At 38.2% G+C, this 16128-nt stretch carries 14 protein-coding genes and 1 riboswitch; of the genes, 10 read left to right on the top strand and 4 right to left on the bottom strand.

Annotation, left to right across the window (positions count from 1 at the left end; translation table 11 throughout):
- Positions 1-70: 70 nt before the first annotated feature.
- The 6 genes from MKZ18_RS18910 (at position 71) to menC (ending at position 7505) form a co-directional block, all read left to right on the top strand.
- Complete coding sequence (locus tag MKZ18_RS18910) at positions 71-1492, top strand: isochorismate synthase (RefSeq protein WP_144594113.1); 1422 nt, start codon at positions 71-73, stop codon at positions 1490-1492.
- The gene (gene menD / locus MKZ18_RS18905) at positions 1479-3227 is read left to right on the top strand and encodes a 2-succinyl-5-enolpyruvyl-6-hydroxy-3-cyclohexene-1-carboxylic-acid synthase (RefSeq protein ID WP_061784909.1); all 1749 of its coding nucleotides are present in this window, start codon (positions 1479-1481) and stop codon (positions 3225-3227) included. The genes MKZ18_RS18910 and menD overlap by 14 nt, the downstream gene beginning before the upstream one ends.
- A gap of 3 nt (positions 3228-3230) precedes the next feature.
- A complete protein-coding gene (menH, locus tag MKZ18_RS18900) occupies positions 3231-4055 on the top strand; it encodes a 2-succinyl-6-hydroxy-2,4-cyclohexadiene-1-carboxylate synthase (RefSeq protein ID WP_061784910.1) in 825 nt (274 codons plus the stop codon).
- Positions 4052-4870, top strand: coding sequence for a 1,4-dihydroxy-2-naphthoyl-CoA synthase (gene menB, locus MKZ18_RS18895; protein ID WP_025911893.1), 819 nt, complete (start codon positions 4052-4054; stop codon positions 4868-4870). The genes menH and menB overlap by 4 nt, the downstream gene beginning before the upstream one ends.
- A gap of 62 nt (positions 4871-4932) precedes the next feature.
- Positions 4933-6402 carry an o-succinylbenzoate--CoA ligase gene (locus tag MKZ18_RS18890; protein WP_025911895.1) on the top strand — a complete coding sequence of 490 codons (1470 nt, stop codon included), beginning with the start codon at positions 4933-4935 and terminating at the stop codon, positions 6400-6402.
- The gene (gene menC / locus MKZ18_RS18885) at positions 6399-7505 is read left to right on the top strand and encodes an o-succinylbenzoate synthase (protein WP_035321466.1); all 1107 of its coding nucleotides are present in this window, start codon (positions 6399-6401) and stop codon (positions 7503-7505) included. Before MKZ18_RS18890 ends, menC begins: the two co-directional genes overlap by 4 nt.
- A gap of 136 nt (positions 7506-7641) precedes the next feature.
- Here menC and MKZ18_RS18880 read toward each other — a convergent pair whose 3' ends face one another.
- On the bottom strand, positions 7642-9000 hold the full coding sequence (locus MKZ18_RS18880; protein WP_144594447.1) for an IS1182 family transposase: 1359 nt from the start codon (positions 8998-9000) through the stop codon (positions 7642-7644).
- 500 nt (positions 9001-9500) lie between these two features.
- Positions 9501-9686, top strand: a riboswitch (cobalamin riboswitch).
- A 182-nt stretch (positions 9687-9868) separates the two neighbouring features.
- On the opposite strand from MKZ18_RS18880, the gene MKZ18_RS18875 reads away from it, so the two are divergent.
- Positions 9869-12064, top strand: a complete 2196-nt coding sequence (locus MKZ18_RS18875) for a ribonucleoside-diphosphate reductase subunit alpha (RefSeq protein WP_235859199.1) — start codon at positions 9869-9871, stop codon at positions 12062-12064.
- Between the two features lie 17 nt (positions 12065-12081).
- On the top strand, positions 12082-13128 hold the full coding sequence (locus MKZ18_RS18870) for a ribonucleotide-diphosphate reductase subunit beta (RefSeq protein WP_025911899.1): 1047 nt from the start codon (positions 12082-12084) through the stop codon (positions 13126-13128).
- A 33-nt stretch (positions 13129-13161) separates the two neighbouring features.
- Here MKZ18_RS18870 and MKZ18_RS18865 read toward each other — a convergent pair whose 3' ends face one another.
- Positions 13162-13365, bottom strand: a complete 204-nt coding sequence (locus tag MKZ18_RS18865) for a hypothetical protein (protein ID WP_025911900.1) — start codon at positions 13363-13365, stop codon at positions 13162-13164.
- Between the two features lie 100 nt (positions 13366-13465).
- On the bottom strand, positions 13466-13624 hold the full coding sequence (locus tag MKZ18_RS18860) for a DUF1540 domain-containing protein (protein ID WP_064484027.1): 159 nt from the start codon (positions 13622-13624) through the stop codon (positions 13466-13468).
- 212 nt (positions 13625-13836) lie between these two features.
- On the opposite strand from MKZ18_RS18860, the gene MKZ18_RS18855 reads away from it, so the two are divergent.
- Positions 13837-14118, top strand: coding sequence for a DUF2325 domain-containing protein (locus tag MKZ18_RS18855; RefSeq protein WP_025911901.1), 282 nt, complete (start codon positions 13837-13839; stop codon positions 14116-14118).
- Between the two features lie 41 nt (positions 14119-14159).
- Complete coding sequence (locus MKZ18_RS18850) at positions 14160-14927, top strand: hypothetical protein (protein ID WP_061784913.1); 768 nt, start codon at positions 14160-14162, stop codon at positions 14925-14927.
- Positions 14928-15078: 151 nt separating this feature from the next.
- Here the strand turns inward: MKZ18_RS18850 and MKZ18_RS18845 are convergent, their stop codons facing one another.
- Positions 15079-16116 (bottom strand): cytochrome d ubiquinol oxidase subunit II, encoded by a 1038-nt coding sequence (locus MKZ18_RS18845; protein WP_025911903.1) that lies wholly within the window; start codon positions 16114-16116, stop codon positions 15079-15081.
- Positions 16117-16128: the final 12 nt, after the last annotated feature.

The raw sequence follows: 16128 nt of genomic DNA, 5'->3' as shown, positions 1-16128 counted from the left end.
ATTTTTTTACAACGAAAGTTTATAATAAATTGGTTAAAGACTTACGAGATTATAAACGGGGGGACGTAGTGTGATTGCAATAACTGAACAGTTAATACATGATCATTTATCAAAGGCAATTGAATGTGCCAGAAATGAAAGTAATACAAAACTTGTCAGCGTAGTCAAAAAAGTAAGACCTATTGACCCCCTTATTTTTTATGCAAACGGCTATAGACAGTTTTGTAAAGAACGTTTCTTTTGGAGAGATCCGAACCAACAGTACACATTCGTTGGGTTAGGAAGAGCTTATACGCTGTCTTCCAAAGAAGGGTCTGCGCGTTTTTTTGATACAGAAAAACAATGGAAGCGCTTTAAAAAAGATATTTTATATACAAATAACGTAGAATTTCCAAATGGTACAGGTCCTCTGCTTTTTGGAGGATTCTCATTTGATCCTTATCAAAAAAAGGACAGCTATTGGACGGATTTTTCCAATAGTAAATTTGTAATTCCTTCTGTTCTGTATACAGAGGCAGATGGAAATGGGTATCTAAGTATAAACATTAAAGTAAGTGGTGAAGACAATATACAAGATCACCTTAAGCACATTGAAGAGCTTGAAGGATTGTTAATAAATCAAGAGTATGATGGCAGTAGCTACTCATCACCTTTACTATTAACAAAAGAAGAAATTGATGTACAAAGGTTTACAAAAAATGTTCAAAATGCTACTTCCTTAATTCAACAAGAAAAAATTGAAAAAGTCGTGCTAGCTCGACAGTTAAAAGCAACATTTACTGAAGCAATTTCGACAGAGTACGTTATTCAGCGTTTACTGAGAGAGCAGCCTACAAGCTACACCTTCATTTTTGAGAATGAAAACCAACATTTTGTTGGTGCATCTCCAGAGCGTTTGGTGCAGAAAGAAGGAGACTATGTTTTTTCAACTTGTTTAGCGGGTTCCATTAAGCGAGGAAAAACACGTAAAGAAGATGCGCTTCTAGGTGATGAGCTTTTAAATGACCAAAAAAATTTAATTGAGCATGACGTGGTCGTGCATATGATTAAAGAAGCAATGGACGCCTATTGTATGGAAGTAGAAATACCTATGCAGCCAACATTGTATAAAACGAAGCATATTCAACATCTCTATACACCTGTACGAGGTAAAATCAAGAAAGATGTGACATTGTTTTCTCTGTTGAAAGAGCTCCACCCAACACCTGCTCTAGGAGGATATCCGCAAAAAGAATCCTTGTCCATTATTCGAAAGTTAGAGCCGTTCGATCGTGGATGGTATGCAGCTCCAATTGGGTGGATTGATATTAACGGTAACGGAGAGTTTATTGTTGGGATTCGTTCAGGTGTAATTGAACGACAACAAGCGATGCTTTTTGCAGGGTGTGGGATTGTAGCAGATTCGACACCTGAGAGTGAATACGAAGAAACAACGATTAAATTTAATCCAATGCTATCAGCTTTAGGGGGTATAGCAAGTGGACCATACTGATCAGTTAACTGCTTACGTAGCAGCTTTTGTAGACGAACTAGCTAAATTAGGTGTAAATCATGTTGTGGTAAGCCCTGGTTCTCGCTCAACACCGATTGCTATGTTAATGTCTGAGCATGAAAAGATAAAAGTTCATTTAAATATTGATGAGCGCTCGGCTGGATTTTTTGCTTTAGGTATGGCAAAAGCAAAAAATCAGCCTGTTGCGCTTGTTTGTACATCTGGAACAGCTGCTGCAAATTATTTTCCAGCAGTTGTCGAAGCACATCACTCAAGGGTTCCTCTACTTGTCATTACGGCAGATCGTCCGCATGAACTGCGTGAGGTAGGAGCTCCACAGGCAATTAATCAACAATACTTATTTAGTCATTATGCAAAGTGGTTTGTGGATACAGCTTTACCAGAAGCTGCGGAAGAGGCAATTCGTTATATTCGAACTGTGGCTGGAAGAGCTGTTAGCGTTTCAGCTGGTGCTCCAAAAGGTCCTGTTCATATTAACATGCCGCTTCGTGAACCAATTGTTCCAAATCTTTCTTTAGAAAATTTATGGAGCTTACATGAGCGTGACAACTCGTACGTTTCGTTTAATAAGGGAAATCCAATGCTTTCTAGTCAAGCTTTTGCGCATATTGGTCAGTTCATAAAAGACGAAACAAAAGGTTTGATCATATGTGGAGATCAGCTAAAGGGGGAAGATAAACAGGCTATTGTAGAGTTAGCAAATTATCTTCAATTTCCAATTATTGCGGATCCACTCTCGCAGATGAGAAGCGGTGATCATGCTAAAAATCTCGTTATCGATACGTACGATTCTTTTTTGAAAAAAGAAGGAATTCAACCGCTATTGAAGCCAGAAGTTGTCATTCGGTTTGGTGCCATGCCTGTATCAAAGGGTTTGACTTTATTTTTAAAAGCGTATGAGCCAAAAGCTGTTTTTGTAGTAGATGAAAGTAATGGATGGCGAGATCCTACACTTCGCTCAACGCATATGATTCAGTGCAACGAAGGGCTATTCGCTCGTGAATTACCAAAGTATATAGGAAGTAAGAAATCTTCTAATTCATGGAGTGAAAAGTGGATTGAATTAAATAAGCAGGTTAAGGATTCGTTAAAAATCAACTTACAAGATAAGTGGTTTGAAGGTAGCATTGTACAGGAACTATCAAAGCTTTTACCAGCTAATTCGGCTTTGTTTATTGGCAACTCAATGCCAATAAGAGATGTAGATTCGTTTTTCTTTGCGACAGATAAACCAATTCACTTATTTGCAAATCGCGGTGCTAATGGCATTGATGGTGTTGTTTCATCAGCTTTAGGTGTTAGCACGGAATATGAACATACTGTACTTTTAATTGGGGACTTATCTTTTTACCATGATTTAAACGGCTTGCTCGCTGCTAAAATGCATAATCTTAACTTAACAGTCGTGCTCATTAACAATGATGGCGGGGGAATCTTTTCATTTTTACCTCAGTCAAAAGAAGAGAAGCATTTTGAGTTTTTATTCGGTACGCCAACAGGTCTACAGTTTGAACATGCTGCAAAGTTATATGAGGGTACATTTAGTAGAGCCTATACAGCAGATGAGCTTCACTGCGCATTAAAAGCTTCGTTTAAAGAGGGTGGCTTGCACATTATTGAAGTGCCAACAGCTCGCAAAGAAAATGTCGAAATACATCGTGAAATCTGGAGTGACGTTTCCCAGGTAATAAATTTGTCTGAATTTGAGGAATAAGAGATGTATTATAGATATGAAGATGTTTCGTACCATGTTGAAGTACAAGGGAAAGGAACTCCCCTTTTGTTATTGCATGGCTTTACAGGTTCCTCTCAAACTTGGAGTACATTTACGAAGTCTTGGGCACGTTATTATGAGGTTATTACAATTGATATTATTGGACATGGAAAGACAGATTCCCCTAGCGATGTAGCTCCATATAAAATGACTCAGATGATGAACGTTATTGTAAGTCTTCTAGATAGGCTCCGAATTGAAAAGGCCTTTGTTCTTGGCTATTCAATGGGAGCGCGTCTAGCGTTGGCATTTTCCATTCATTATCCAGAACGAGTGAAAGCGCTCATTCTAGAGAGTGGATCACCGGGCTTAAAAACACAGCCGGAGCGAATGGCAAGGCAAGCTGCTGATGAAGAATTAGCTGCGTTCATTAGGGAGCAAGGTGTGTTGAAGTTTGTGGACTACTGGGAAAGCATCCCCATGTTTAAAACTCAAAAGCGCATGCCTGAAAAAGATCAAGCACTAGTTCGTCAAGAGAGGTTGGCTCAATGTAAGCTCGGGTTAGCAAATAGTCTAATTGGTATGGGAACTGGAGCTCAACAATCTTATTGGGAGAAGTTACATACCTTGTTGCTTCCTGTCCTGTTAATTACAGGTGAACTTGATCAGAAATTTTGTGAAATCGCAAAAGACATGTCTAACCAGCTCAAATTTTGTAGGTATAAAGTTGTTTTAAACACTGGCCACGCAATTCATGTGGAACAACCAAGAATTTTTGGTAAAATAGTAAGTGAGTTTTTATCACAACATGAGGAGGAAGAAAGATGACAGTTGAATGGGTATCTCAACGTAATTATGAAGATATTTTGTATGAAACATATAATGGAATTGCAAAAATTACAATTAATCGTCCAGAAGTACGAAATGCTTTCCGTCCAAAAACGGTAATGGAATTAATTAATGCTTTTGCATATGCGCGTGATGATTCAAGCGTTGGTGTAATTGTGCTAGCTGGTGCTGGAGACAAAGCATTTTGTTCTGGTGGAGACCAAAAAGTACGCGGGCATGGTGGTTATGTAGGGGAAGACGAAATTCCTCGCTTAAACGTATTAGACTTACAGCGATTAATTCGCGTTATTCCAAAACCAGTTGTTGCGATGGTTTCAGGCTATGCAATCGGTGGAGGTCATGTTTTACATATCGTATGTGACTTAACAATTGCTGCAGATAATGCAATTTTTGGCCAAACGGGTCCAAAAGTTGGAAGCTTTGACGCTGGATATGGTTCAGGCTATTTAGCGCGTATTGTTGGTCATAAAAAAGCGCGTGAAATTTGGTATCTATGCCGTCAATACAATGCGCAAGAGGCACTTGAAATGGGACTTGTTAACACTGTTGTACCATTAGAAGAGCTAGAAGCAGAAACAATTAAATGGTGTGAAGAAATGTTAGAAAAGAGCCCAACAGCTCTACGTTTCTTAAAAGCTGCATTTAATGCTGATACAGATGGATTAGCTGGTATACAGCAATTTGCTGGAGACGCTACGCTTTTATATTACACAACTGATGAAGCAAAAGAGGGTCGTGACGCATTCAAAGAAAAGCGCAACCCAGACTTCAAACAGTTCCCACGTTTCCCATAATGCTCAAAACAGCTTGATGACATTCATCAAGCTGTTTTTTCTATGGAAAGGAGAATAGAAGCATGAATTTGTTACCTAATTGGTTAAGTCAACGAGCGAAAGTAACACCTAACCGAGTTGCGGTGGACTTAGCAGCGGAATCGATTACATTTTTACAGCTGCATAAACGAGTGGTGAAGCGAGCTTTTCAATTAGCGAGCTATGGGATAAAAAAAGGTCACACAGTTGCTATATATATGAAGAACCGAATAGAATATATTGAATTAATTCATGCTTTAGCTTATATAGGAGCAAAAGCACTATTACTCAATACGCGTTTAAAGCAGCAAGAGATTCAGTATCAATGTAGCGATGCAAAAGCGAACTTTCTTGTTGTGGATGAGAGTTATGAAGAAACCATACTGCTTTCAGGAACAGAACTAATTCAGCTACAAGACCTTATCTATCGACACGAAAAAGAAATTGTGCTTCAATCTCAGTATGATTTAAATGATACGTATACAATTATGTATACGTCAGGTACTACAGGTAACCCAAAAGGAGTTATGCAGTCTTATGGAAATCACTGGTGGAGTGCTACTGGGTCATCCCTAAACCTTGGACTTCAGACAAATGACTGCTGGCTCGTTGCTGTGCCTTTGTTTCATATTAGCGGTTTTTCTATTTTAATGAGAAATGTTATTTATGGGATGAGAATTGTATTACACTCAAAGTTTGAAGCTATACAAGCAAACGCTGCTATTGAAACAAAAGGTGTGACCATTATGTCGGTCGTAACTTCGATGCTGACCCAAATGTTAAAGGAACTAGGTGGCAGAAAATATCCTGAATCATTTCGCTGCATGTTAGCAGGAGGAGGTCCCGTGCCAAGAGTTCTCTTGGACGACTGTATAGAGAAAGGAATCCCTGTCTACCAGACGTATGGCATGACAGAGACTTCTTCTCAGTTTGTAACGTTAGCTCCAGAAGATAGTATTCAAAAACTTGGATCTGCAGGAAAGCCCCTGATGCCTTGCCAGCTTAAGATTGTAAATGCTAACGGTGAGGAAGTAATGAATGGTATAGAAGGTGAAATTGCTGTGAAAGGCCCTAACGTAACGTCTGGGTACCTTAATAAACCAGAAGAAACAGACAAAGCAATAAAAAATGGTTGGTTTTATACAGGAGATATCGGCAAACTTGATGAAGATGGATTTTTATACGTATTAGATAGAAGATCAGATTTAATTATTTCAGGTGGAGAAAATATCTATCCAGCAGAAATTGAGAGCACTCTATTAAAGCACCCACTTATTGCAGAAGCCGGGGTTACAGGGCTGCCTCATAAACAGTGGGGACAAGTTCCAGCAGCTTTTTTAGTAGTTACATCGCCAATAAAAAAAGAAGAGTTACAGGCATATTGTCAGTCGATGTTAGCCAATTATAAAGTACCAAAGTATTATTTTATTGTTGATGATCTACCAAGAACCGCTTCCAATAAAATTATTAGACGAAAATTACCTCAGCGTATAGAACAGGGGCGTCAACTATGATTGAAATCCATAAAGCAACCATTCATGCTATTGAATTGAACCTATTATCACCGTTTTCAACTAGTTATGGAACTGTGACAAATCGAGAACTGCTTCTTTTAGAAGTAGAAGATATAAGCGGTGAAGCAGGCTGGGGAGAAGTGGTAGCATTTTCAACTCCTTGGTACACAGAAGAAACCATCCAAACGTGCTTTCATATGCTCAATGATTTTTTACTTCCGGCTTTAATTGGAAAGCGATTAACGACGCCTTTAGACCTACAGGAAATATTTAATCCGATTAAGCGAAACCATATGAGTAAAGCAGCAATAGATTGTGCGGTGTGGGATTTGTTTGCTAAGAAGAACAATAAGTCTCTATCTCAAGCTCTTGGTGGCACAAAAGAAGCTGTAGAAGCTGGTGTAGTAGTTGGACTCGATGATATTCATAAGATGGTTCATAAAATAGATGAACACTTGAAAGCTGGATATAAACGTTTTAAAGTAAAGATTAAGCCTGGAGCTGATTATGACCTTATTAAGCAAATTAGAAATCATTATCCAAAACTGCCGCTGATGGTAGATGCAAACTCTGCTTACTCCTTAAATGATTTGAATTTGCTTCAAAAGCTAGATGAATTTGACCTTATGATGATTGAACAGCCATTAGATTCTAGTGATATTATCGATCACCGTCATTTACAACAGCAGCTACGCACGCCCGTTTGCTTAGATGAAAGCATTGTGTCTTATGATGATGCTAGAAAAGCAATTGAGTTAGGGAGCTGTCAAGTTATTAATGTAAAAGTTGGACGGGTAGGCGGCTTAACAGAAGCAAAACGAATTCATGACTTGTGCCAGAAAAGTAATGTTCGACTATGGGTAGGGGGAATGCTGGAATCGGGTATATCAAGAGCTCATAATATTGCATTAGCTTCATTAGAGAATTTCACGATACCTGGAGACATTTCAGCTTCTTCACGCTATTGGAACAAAGATGTCATTCTTCCAGAAGTAGAAGTGGATGATGGGTTAATTCATGTGCCAAAAGAACCAGGCATTGGCTATCGGGTGGATAGGATATTTTTAAATAAAGTTTCCACATATCAAAAAACATATGCATAATGTAAATCCACTTTAAAAGTGGATTTCAGTTTGTCGACAAAAGGGATTCGGAATGGTCTCATTCCGAACCCCTTTTTAGCTTTTTATGGGATTTGAAGCTATTTAATAAAAAGACAGACCTCTTCGAGTTCATCATTTAGGCCATTTTTGGACCTTGCCACGTCCAGTTGGCCATCTTCTTCAGGTTCATGGCAGCGAAAGTAAGCATCGCCTGCATCGACAATTTTTTAAGTCCCCTTAACGTTGTCCAACGCATGCCATGCTTTTCTTTTCCATCTGCGAATACACGCTCAATGGTTTCTTTACGTTTGGCATAAATCTCTTTCACCTCTGCGTGATAGCGAAGATGGTCTGCCTCTTCTACGTATTCCTGCCAAATATGACGCGTCACCACTTTCTGGTGGTCTTTACTCTCCGTACATCTGGCTAAAAATGGGCATGTCGCACAAATCTGTTTTGGCGATTTGTACTCCCGATATCCTTCTTTATTCGTTGTCGAGTAGGCCAAGATCTCACCTGCCGGGCAAAGATAACAGTCAAAGTATTCGTCATACACATAGTCATGTTTTCGGAAAAAACCTTTTTTCGTACGTGGTCGTGTGTATGGCAAGGCAGGGGTCATCCCCTGTTCCAATAAGTAACGGGTAATCGCAGGAGTTTTGTACGCGGCATCTGCGGCGACCGCTTCAGGCTTTCCGACTCTCTCGATGACCTTTCCGACCAATGGCTCTAAAATCTGACTATCATGTGTGTTGCCAGGTGTGACCATGGTGCCAAGCACAAAACCGTTACGATCCGCGGCTGCGTGAAAAGAATAGGCGAACTGCTTCGTCCGTTCATCCTTCACATAGTAACCACTCTCTGGATCGGTGGTGCTTTCTTTGATTTCTTTCTTCTCTTCCTTCTCAAACTTGTCCGGAGGAAATGGTTTTTTTCCGTGATCTTCCCGGTCCTGGTTAATCTCTTCTTGAAGGCGTTCCTGATACGCGCGTGTCTCTTTGCGAACGACTTTCTTTTCAAATTTGCGTTTGTTCGCACTCGCTTTAACATGGGTCGAATCCACGAAAACGTGCTCGGCACTGATTAGCTTTTTCTCGGCAGCTTCCTTTAAGATGCGATAGAAAATCTGTTCAAACAGATCGGTATCTTTAAAACGGCGTTCATAGTTTTTTCCGAACGTAGAGAAATGAGGCACTTTATCGTGGAAACCATACCCAAGGAACCAGCGATAGGCCATATTGGTTTCCACTTGTTCAATCGTTTGGCGCATGGACCGGATTCCAAACGTGTATTGAAGGAAGGTCAATTTAATTAAGATGACAGGATCAATACTGGGACGACCGATTTCTGAATACATGTCCTTCACCAAGTCATAGATGAACGAAAAATCAAGTGCTGCCTCTATTTTACGAACCAAGTGGCTGGCCGGTACCAATTGATTTAACGTAATCATTTCTAATTGATCTCGTTGAATGGGATTATGTTTCGAAAGCATGTCAATCACCTCAAGTTATGTAGTACTTCCATTGTAAAATAAAAAAGACTGTAGGCAAACTGGATTTCTTCCAGTTTGTCTACAGTCTGAAATCCACTTTAAAAGTGGATTTTTTATTGTGAGTTCGGTTTTTAAAAAAATTTTCTTTTTATTTATATAGCAGCTGTCTAGTCATGTGAAAAAAAGTTTGATTAAATTTCATAAATCAAATAGTACAACCAATCCGAGAAAACATGTTATGATGGAATAGTTTGATGAAAAATAAGACTGTTTGTAGTGGCTAGTTGCTAATACCTAACAAAACTTTTAAAAATTTCTTTTTTTACATATGTTTAGGAAACCTTACTTAACAAAGGCGTAAATCAGTATGTTAAGTAAGGGTGGGGTAAATGTGCGGGAATTTATTTTGAAAAAGATATTGTAGTTCTGTAAGTTGTCCCTTATAATGTGTTTATAACACAACATCTTGTTTTTGATTAAAACTTCATATACTATATTTTGTGTTTTCCAGTAGAAAAGGTGTCTGAAAAAAGACTTAAAAGGGAATTTGGTGTAAATCCAAAACTGTCCCCGCAACTGTGAATGCTGATGAAATAAGGAATAGCCACTGTGAGTAACGATCATGGGAAGGCCTTAGAGTAAAGCGAAGCATAAGTCAGGAGACCTGCCTTTTTTATGACGTTTTATCTTCTTCGGGAGGTGAGAGGATAGAGCGAGGATTGAGAAAAGACATTTTGTCTTCTTTTATCTTCGTTCTATTCGCTCACTGCGTCAGGTGAGCGATTTTTTTATGCTGGAGAAAAAGGAGGAACTTATTTTTATGATTAATACAACAGATTTAAATAAACTTGAAAAAGTAAATTATGATATGAAACTACTTGGTGAAAAATTTCCACAACTTGATTTTTCATGGTATGAGGAAAAGGTAGTAGAAACAGTTGCTGCGAAAGAGAATATGACGGACGAAAAAATAGCAAATGTTTTTATTTTAGCAGCACTTGAGCGAATTTCAATGGATGAGCCAGATTGGACATATGTAGCAGCTCATATCTATTTACAAGAGCTATATCGCAAAGCTGCCGCCAATAGAAAATACGATCAAGCTGAAAGGTACGGCTCATTTTATAAGCTTATTACAGAGCTTACAGATATGGGGATTTATAGTACACAGCTTTTGGATACATACTCTGTGGAAGAGATTAATGAGCTAGGCTTAGCCATTGATTATACAAAAGATAGCCTATTTACGTATATTGGCCTGTTGACATTAGCTGATCGCTATTTAGCAACATCACATGATAAGCGTGTATACGAGCTACCGCAGGAACGCTTTTTAATTATTGCTATGACACTCATGGCAAATGAAAAGAAAGAAGAGCGTTTAGCGCTGGTAAAAGAGTCATATTGGGCACTTTCAAACCTTTACATGACAGTGGCAACGCCGACATTAGCGAACGCAGGAAAAAGCTATGGACAGCTATCAAGCTGCTTTATTGATACGGTTGATGATAGTTTACGAGGTATCTATGATAGCAATACGGACTTAGCTACGCTAAGTAAAAACGGTGGTGGAATTGGCGTATATCTAGGTCATATCCGTAGCCGAGGTAGCGATATAAAAGGGTTTAAGGGCGTATCATCAGGAACAATTCCTTGGATGAAACAGCTTAATAACACAGCAGTTAGTGTTGATCAACTGGGTCAACGTCAAGGGGCAATTGCTGTATATCTAGACGTATGGCATAAGGATATTTTTTCTTTCTTAGATGCACGTTTAAACAATGGAGACGAGCGTCAGCGTACGCATGACTTATTTACTGGCGTTTGCTTGCCGGATTTATTCATGGAAGCTGTTGAAAAACGTGAAGACTGGTACTTGTTTGATCCTCATGAAGTTCGTACGGTAATGGGTTACTCGCTAGAAGATTTCTATGATGAAGAGGAAGGCAGCGGCTCCTTTAGAAATCGTTATCGTGAATGTATTGAAAATGAATCCCTATCAAGAGAAAAAGTGCCTGCGATTGAAATTTTTAAACGAATTATGATTTCACAATTAGAAACAGGAACACCATATATGTTCTACCGTGATACAGTGAACCGTGCTAACCAAAACCGTCATGAGGGCATGATTTATTGCAGTAACTTATGTACAGAAATTACGCAAAATCAAAGCATGACAACAGTGGTTGAAGAAATCACAGAAGATGGAAAAATCGTCATTACAAAGCAACCAGGTGACTTTGTCGTTTGCAATCTATCGTCTATCAACTTAGCACGTGCAGTAACGGAAGATGTACTTGAACGCCTTGTGCCCATTCAAGTTCGTATGCTAGATAACGTAATTGAACTGAATAACCTTCCAGTTCTACAGGCAAAACTAACAAACCAACGCTATCGTGCTATCGGTTTAGGTACGTTTGGCTGGAACCATTTATTAGCTCTACAAAAGATCGCTTGGGAAACAGAAGAAGCTGTTCAGTATTGCGATGAGTTATATGAAAAAATTGCTTACCTAACGATTCAATCAAGCATGGAGCTTGCAGAAGAAAAAGGAGCATACCCTCTATTTGAAGGGTCCGATTGGGAAACAGGAGCTTATTTTGCAGCACGCGGTTACGAAAGTAATCAGTGGAATGAGCTACAGGCGCTTGTGAAAGAAAAGGGAATTCGAAACGGATATTTAATGGCCGTTGCGCCGAATTCATCTACTTCCATCATTGCTGGGTCTACGGCTAGTATTGATCCGATTTTCCGTAAGTTCTATTCAGAAGAGAAGAAAAACTATAAAATTCCAGTTACTGCTCCAGATTTGTCACCGGAAACGAATTGGTATTATAAGTCTGTTTATTTAATCGACCAACATTGGAGCATTAAGCAAAATGCAAAGCGTCAGCGTCATATTGACCAATCTATATCGTTTAACATTTATGTTCAAAATGATATTCGTGCAAAAGATTTACTAGATTTACACATGACTGCATGGAAAGAAAAGCTAAAAACAACGTATTATGTTCGCTCTACGTCTAGCGAAGTAATTGATGAGTGTGAAAGCTGCCATAGCTAAGAAAGGAGTCGATTTTGTTGACGAACAGTCTAAAGAAACGTGAGATTATGAATGAAAATGCCCCGAACCGCTCAACGGGAATTATTAATGGTGAAACCTCAAATATTTTAAACTGGGATGATGTACGATTTTCTTGGGCGTTTCCAAAGTATAAGCGCATGCTAGCTAATTTCTGGACACCGTTTGAAATTAATATGGGACAGGACATCAAACAGTTTCCACAGCTTACAGCGGATGAACAGGAGAGCTTTTTAAAGATTATTGGTTTGTTGGCTTTATTGGACAGCATCCAGTCAGATTATGCGAGCAAAGTTGCTGATTATGTTACGGATTCTTCAATCAATGCGCTGATGATTATTTTAGCTCAGCAGGAAGTTGTTCATAATCACTCTTATTCATATGTATTATCAAGCTTAGTGCCAAAAGCTAAGCAAGATGAAGTATTTGAATATTGGCGTACGGATGAAAAGCTTCGTGCACGCAATGACTTTGTGACAAATGGTTATAAAGCATTCGCTGAAGAGGCAACAGTTGAAAACTTTTTAAAGTCCATTGTATATGATGTTATTTTAGAAGGTCTGTTCTTCTATAGTGGGTTTGCGTTTTTCTACAACTTAGCACGCAATCAAAAAATGGTTGCCACATCCACGATGATTAACTATATTAATCGTGATGAGCAGCTTCATGTGGGGTTATTTGAAAAAATCTTTAAAGAAGTGCTAAATGAAAATCCAGAACAGCGTACGGCTGAGCTTGAAGAGTTTGTTACTTCAACATTCCGACAAGCTGCCCAGCTTGAAATTGAATGGGCTGAGTCAGTCATTGGTGAGAAGTTTGATGGAATTACGATGAAAGATATTCGTCAATACATCGAATATATGGCAAATAAACGCTGTAATCAAATGGGATTTGGGCGCGTAGCGTTTCCTGATGCACCAATTGAAAATCCGCTGCGTTGGATTGTTGCGTATCAAGAGGTTGACCTTGGTAAGACAGACTTCTTTGAGCAAAAGTCAAGACAATATACAAAAGCATCAGATGTAAATGGATTTGATGATTTGTAAAATAAAGAAGCTGACTAAATGGCTACAACAGTTTTAGTCAGCTACCTGTGTTGAAATAAGGCCTAGTTCAATAGCACGAGTAGTGATAAGTAGGTCAATTTCAGGTGGAATGGTTTCTAATGTTCCACATTCATACTGCCATAAATGAGCAAATGATTGCACATAAATGGGGAACGTTTGTTTATTGGCTTTAACAGCTTCTGCTTTGAAAAAATGAACAAGTTGATTGGTATTCATATATTACCTTCACTTTCGTTGATATGAAAAAGGACAACCCGCGTGGTTGTCCTTTTTTATTAATTAGGAATAGAACAAAGTTTGTTTTAGGATAACCGATTTAAAGATCTTCAGGTTTAAATGTTTTACAATCTGTTTCGCGGCTATTAGAAGCCTTTTTACCAGCATGGCTGACTACGTAAATTTCGTCTGCTCCACAACGGTTGCCTTGCTTCCAATAATGACAGTTATTCACTTCACAAAGAACGTTTTGTGACATATATTCCCCTCCTTTATACGCGTGATATATGTAGTATGGTCAATTTTCATTATTGTTATAATCGAGAGATTAGAAAATTAATTGAGAATTTTTATCAATTAATAATTGACAAAGAGAATCATTCTCAATTATTCTATGTATATAGCAAACAAGATTAAATCATCGTTAAGATTTTAAATAAACTTAATTTTATCGTATAGGAGGAGAAATACATGTCATCAGTTATGGTTGTTGGAGGAGATCGTTTAAAGCATATTACAGATCGGTTAGCAGGTGAGGGGTTTAACGAAGTTATTCATCTTGATGGAAGAAAAAGTAATATGGTGAAGCGAGAAATTCCGGATCATATTGGTTTTGTACTTGTGATTACAGATTTTATTAACCACAACATGGCAAAGGTCATTAAAGAAAAAGCGAAAAAGCAGCAAAAGCCAATTTATTTTGTTAAGCATTCATGGAGCGCAATTCGCAAAGTAATTGAACAAGTATCATAAAGGATAAAGCAACAGGTGATTTTATAAAGCGTGGTGACAGGATGCAATTAAAAGTTCAAATCAAAACCTTGGCTAGTCATCATATTGAAGAGTTTATTCAATGCCCTTATAAATTTTATCAGAGGCAGCTTAAAGCTCGTAAACACCAACTGGTTGATTGGCGAAGTCTCGTCAGCGTAACCATTCATAAGGTTGTCAAAGAATATTATGCAAAAGCGCCATATGAAAGATCTGCATATTTTATTTTACAATTAATTGAAAGGTATTGGTCCAAGCTCTCACCGGAACTTTTCCAATCGAAAATTCATTACTATGAAGTCCTAGCATCGGTGAGTGATCATTTGTTAACGTTTCTTATGAGTGAATTGCAAGATGATACGCCACTATTTGTTTATGAAAAATATGGAGTATACGTTCCTGAATTAGAAACAAATATTTCACTGTTAATTGATGCAGCATATTGGTCGGATTCTTCTTATGAAGTAACAAAGTTTCTAATTGATGATCAATCAGAAGTAAAAGAAATGCTGACAGCCTTTATGATGGTTTTTACCAAGCATGCATTCAATAGAATGCCAAAAGCTATTCATTTCTATTCACTTCTAACAGGGAAGAGAGAGACTGTTGAAATTGTATCTGAAAATTATTTAGAGTCAGTTAATAAACTGAAAATGATGAAAGATGTACTAGAAGAGCCAAAGTTTTTTCAAAAGACAAGTTCATTACAAGAGTGCAAAAATTGTCCACTTCGATTTGAGTGCATCACAGATTCAACTATTCAAGCTGAGAAACTAACAATGTTTATGTGAAAAAGGTGGCACCTTAATGACAGAAGGCTTAAAAGTAGAGCTTGCTCCATATGGAGAAGATGTAGAAAAGTGTAAAGCGTATGCACTTAATATTGCAGCAAACATAATAAAAGAAGTAAAGAACAGATAAATCGTTCTTTACTTCTTTAGTTTAATACGGCTTCTTTCCAATATACTTTCGGTTGTCTTTCATAAACAAGCGCCAAAAATAGTAGAATCCAGGGAATAAAATAGCAAATCCTACAATGTACGTGATGAATAATGAGCGAAAAGCATCAGGATGGGTAAATCCTGTTTCGATGGTTACATTCGGATAAATAACATATGGTAAATGACCTTTTCCATATACATAGCTCGCTAAAAAATACTGAAGAACAATCGCAACAACTGCTAGTCTAGGCATTCCTTTTCCTTTTGATGATGGAAGTAAAAGAGCTCCGCCTGCTACTAGGAATAAAAACAAGGAAATAAATAAGATGGGTTTGTCTTCCATCATGTTATTATAAAGCCAAGTGGCTTCCATACGCAGTGTCAGCATAATGAGAATGGCCATGACAAGTGATATAGGACCTGTGATGAGCGCATCTCTTCTATATACCTCATATGCTTCCATTTCATCTGAGGACTTGGAGTAATCAGCTAAAAGCAATGAGGATAGAAATAACGAAGAGCTGACAGCAAATCCTATAAAAGCATATACGTTTGGACTGGTAAATACTTTGAGTAAGTTTAGTTTTTCAACTCCATCAATGGTATCGATGTAACCGCCTTGGCTAATTGGTAAAACAGCAATTAAAAACGCTGGAATCAACACGCCTGATAGACCAGAAATATAAACGAGAGCCTTTTGATGGCGAGCTCCCTTAGTATAATTTGAAAATACAAGGAAACCACTTCTAAGTGCTAAAAGCAATAGAATAATACTTCCTGGAATTAATAGAACAGTTCCAAGCGTAAACGTAGCTCCAGGAAAGAAGCTAAATAAACCAACTACAATTGCAACGATAAATACATTCGTTACTTCCCAAGTTGGAGAGAGATAGCGGTTAGCGATGTTTGTAGCATTGGTTTTTTCACGATTAATGTAAACCATTGACCAAAATCCCGCTCCAAAATCCATTGTTCCCATAACAGCATAAATAAAAATAAATCCCCAAATGACCGTGATGGCAAGTAGTGAATCACCCATATTAATTCCACA

The organism is Priestia sp. FSL W8-0001 (assembly GCF_038050335.1).
In the GTDB taxonomy this organism is placed as follows: Bacteria; Bacillota; Bacilli; order Bacillales; family Bacillaceae_H; genus Priestia; species Priestia flexa.
Note: the sequence above shows the minus strand (reverse complement) of the source record. Positions and strands in the feature narration are given on the sequence as shown.

Excerpts from the sequence above, each read along its gene's own strand:
- menH (WP_061784910.1), top strand. The coding sequence starts at position 3,231 with ATGTATTATAGATATGAAGATGTTTCGTACCATGTTGAAGTACAAGGG.
- menB (WP_025911893.1), top strand. The coding sequence starts at position 4,052 with ATGACAGTTGAATGGGTATCTCAACGTAATTATGAAGATATTTTGTAT.
- MKZ18_RS18890 (WP_025911895.1), top strand. The coding sequence starts at position 4,933 with ATGAATTTGTTACCTAATTGGTTAAGTCAACGAGCGAAAGTAACACCT.
- menC (WP_035321466.1), top strand. The coding sequence starts at position 6,399 with ATGATTGAAATCCATAAAGCAACCATTCATGCTATTGAATTGAACCTA.
- MKZ18_RS18880 (WP_144594447.1), bottom strand. The coding sequence starts at position 9,000 with ATGCTTTCGAAACATAATCCCATTCAACGAGATCAATTAGAAATGATT.
- MKZ18_RS18875 (WP_235859199.1), top strand. The coding sequence starts at position 9,869 with ATGAAACTACTTGGTGAAAAATTTCCACAACTTGATTTTTCATGGTAT.
- MKZ18_RS18865 (WP_025911900.1), bottom strand. The coding sequence starts at position 13,365 with ATGAATACCAATCAACTTGTTCATTTTTTCAAAGCAGAAGCTGTTAAA.
- MKZ18_RS18860 (WP_064484027.1), bottom strand. The coding sequence starts at position 13,624 with ATGTCACAAAACGTTCTTTGTGAAGTGAATAACTGTCATTATTGGAAG.
- MKZ18_RS18855 (WP_025911901.1), top strand. The coding sequence starts at position 13,837 with ATGTCATCAGTTATGGTTGTTGGAGGAGATCGTTTAAAGCATATTACA.
- MKZ18_RS18850 (WP_061784913.1), top strand. The coding sequence starts at position 14,160 with ATGCAATTAAAAGTTCAAATCAAAACCTTGGCTAGTCATCATATTGAA.
- MKZ18_RS18845 (WP_025911903.1), bottom strand. The coding sequence starts at position 16,116 with ATGGGTGATTCACTACTTGCCATCACGGTCATTTGGGGATTTATTTTT.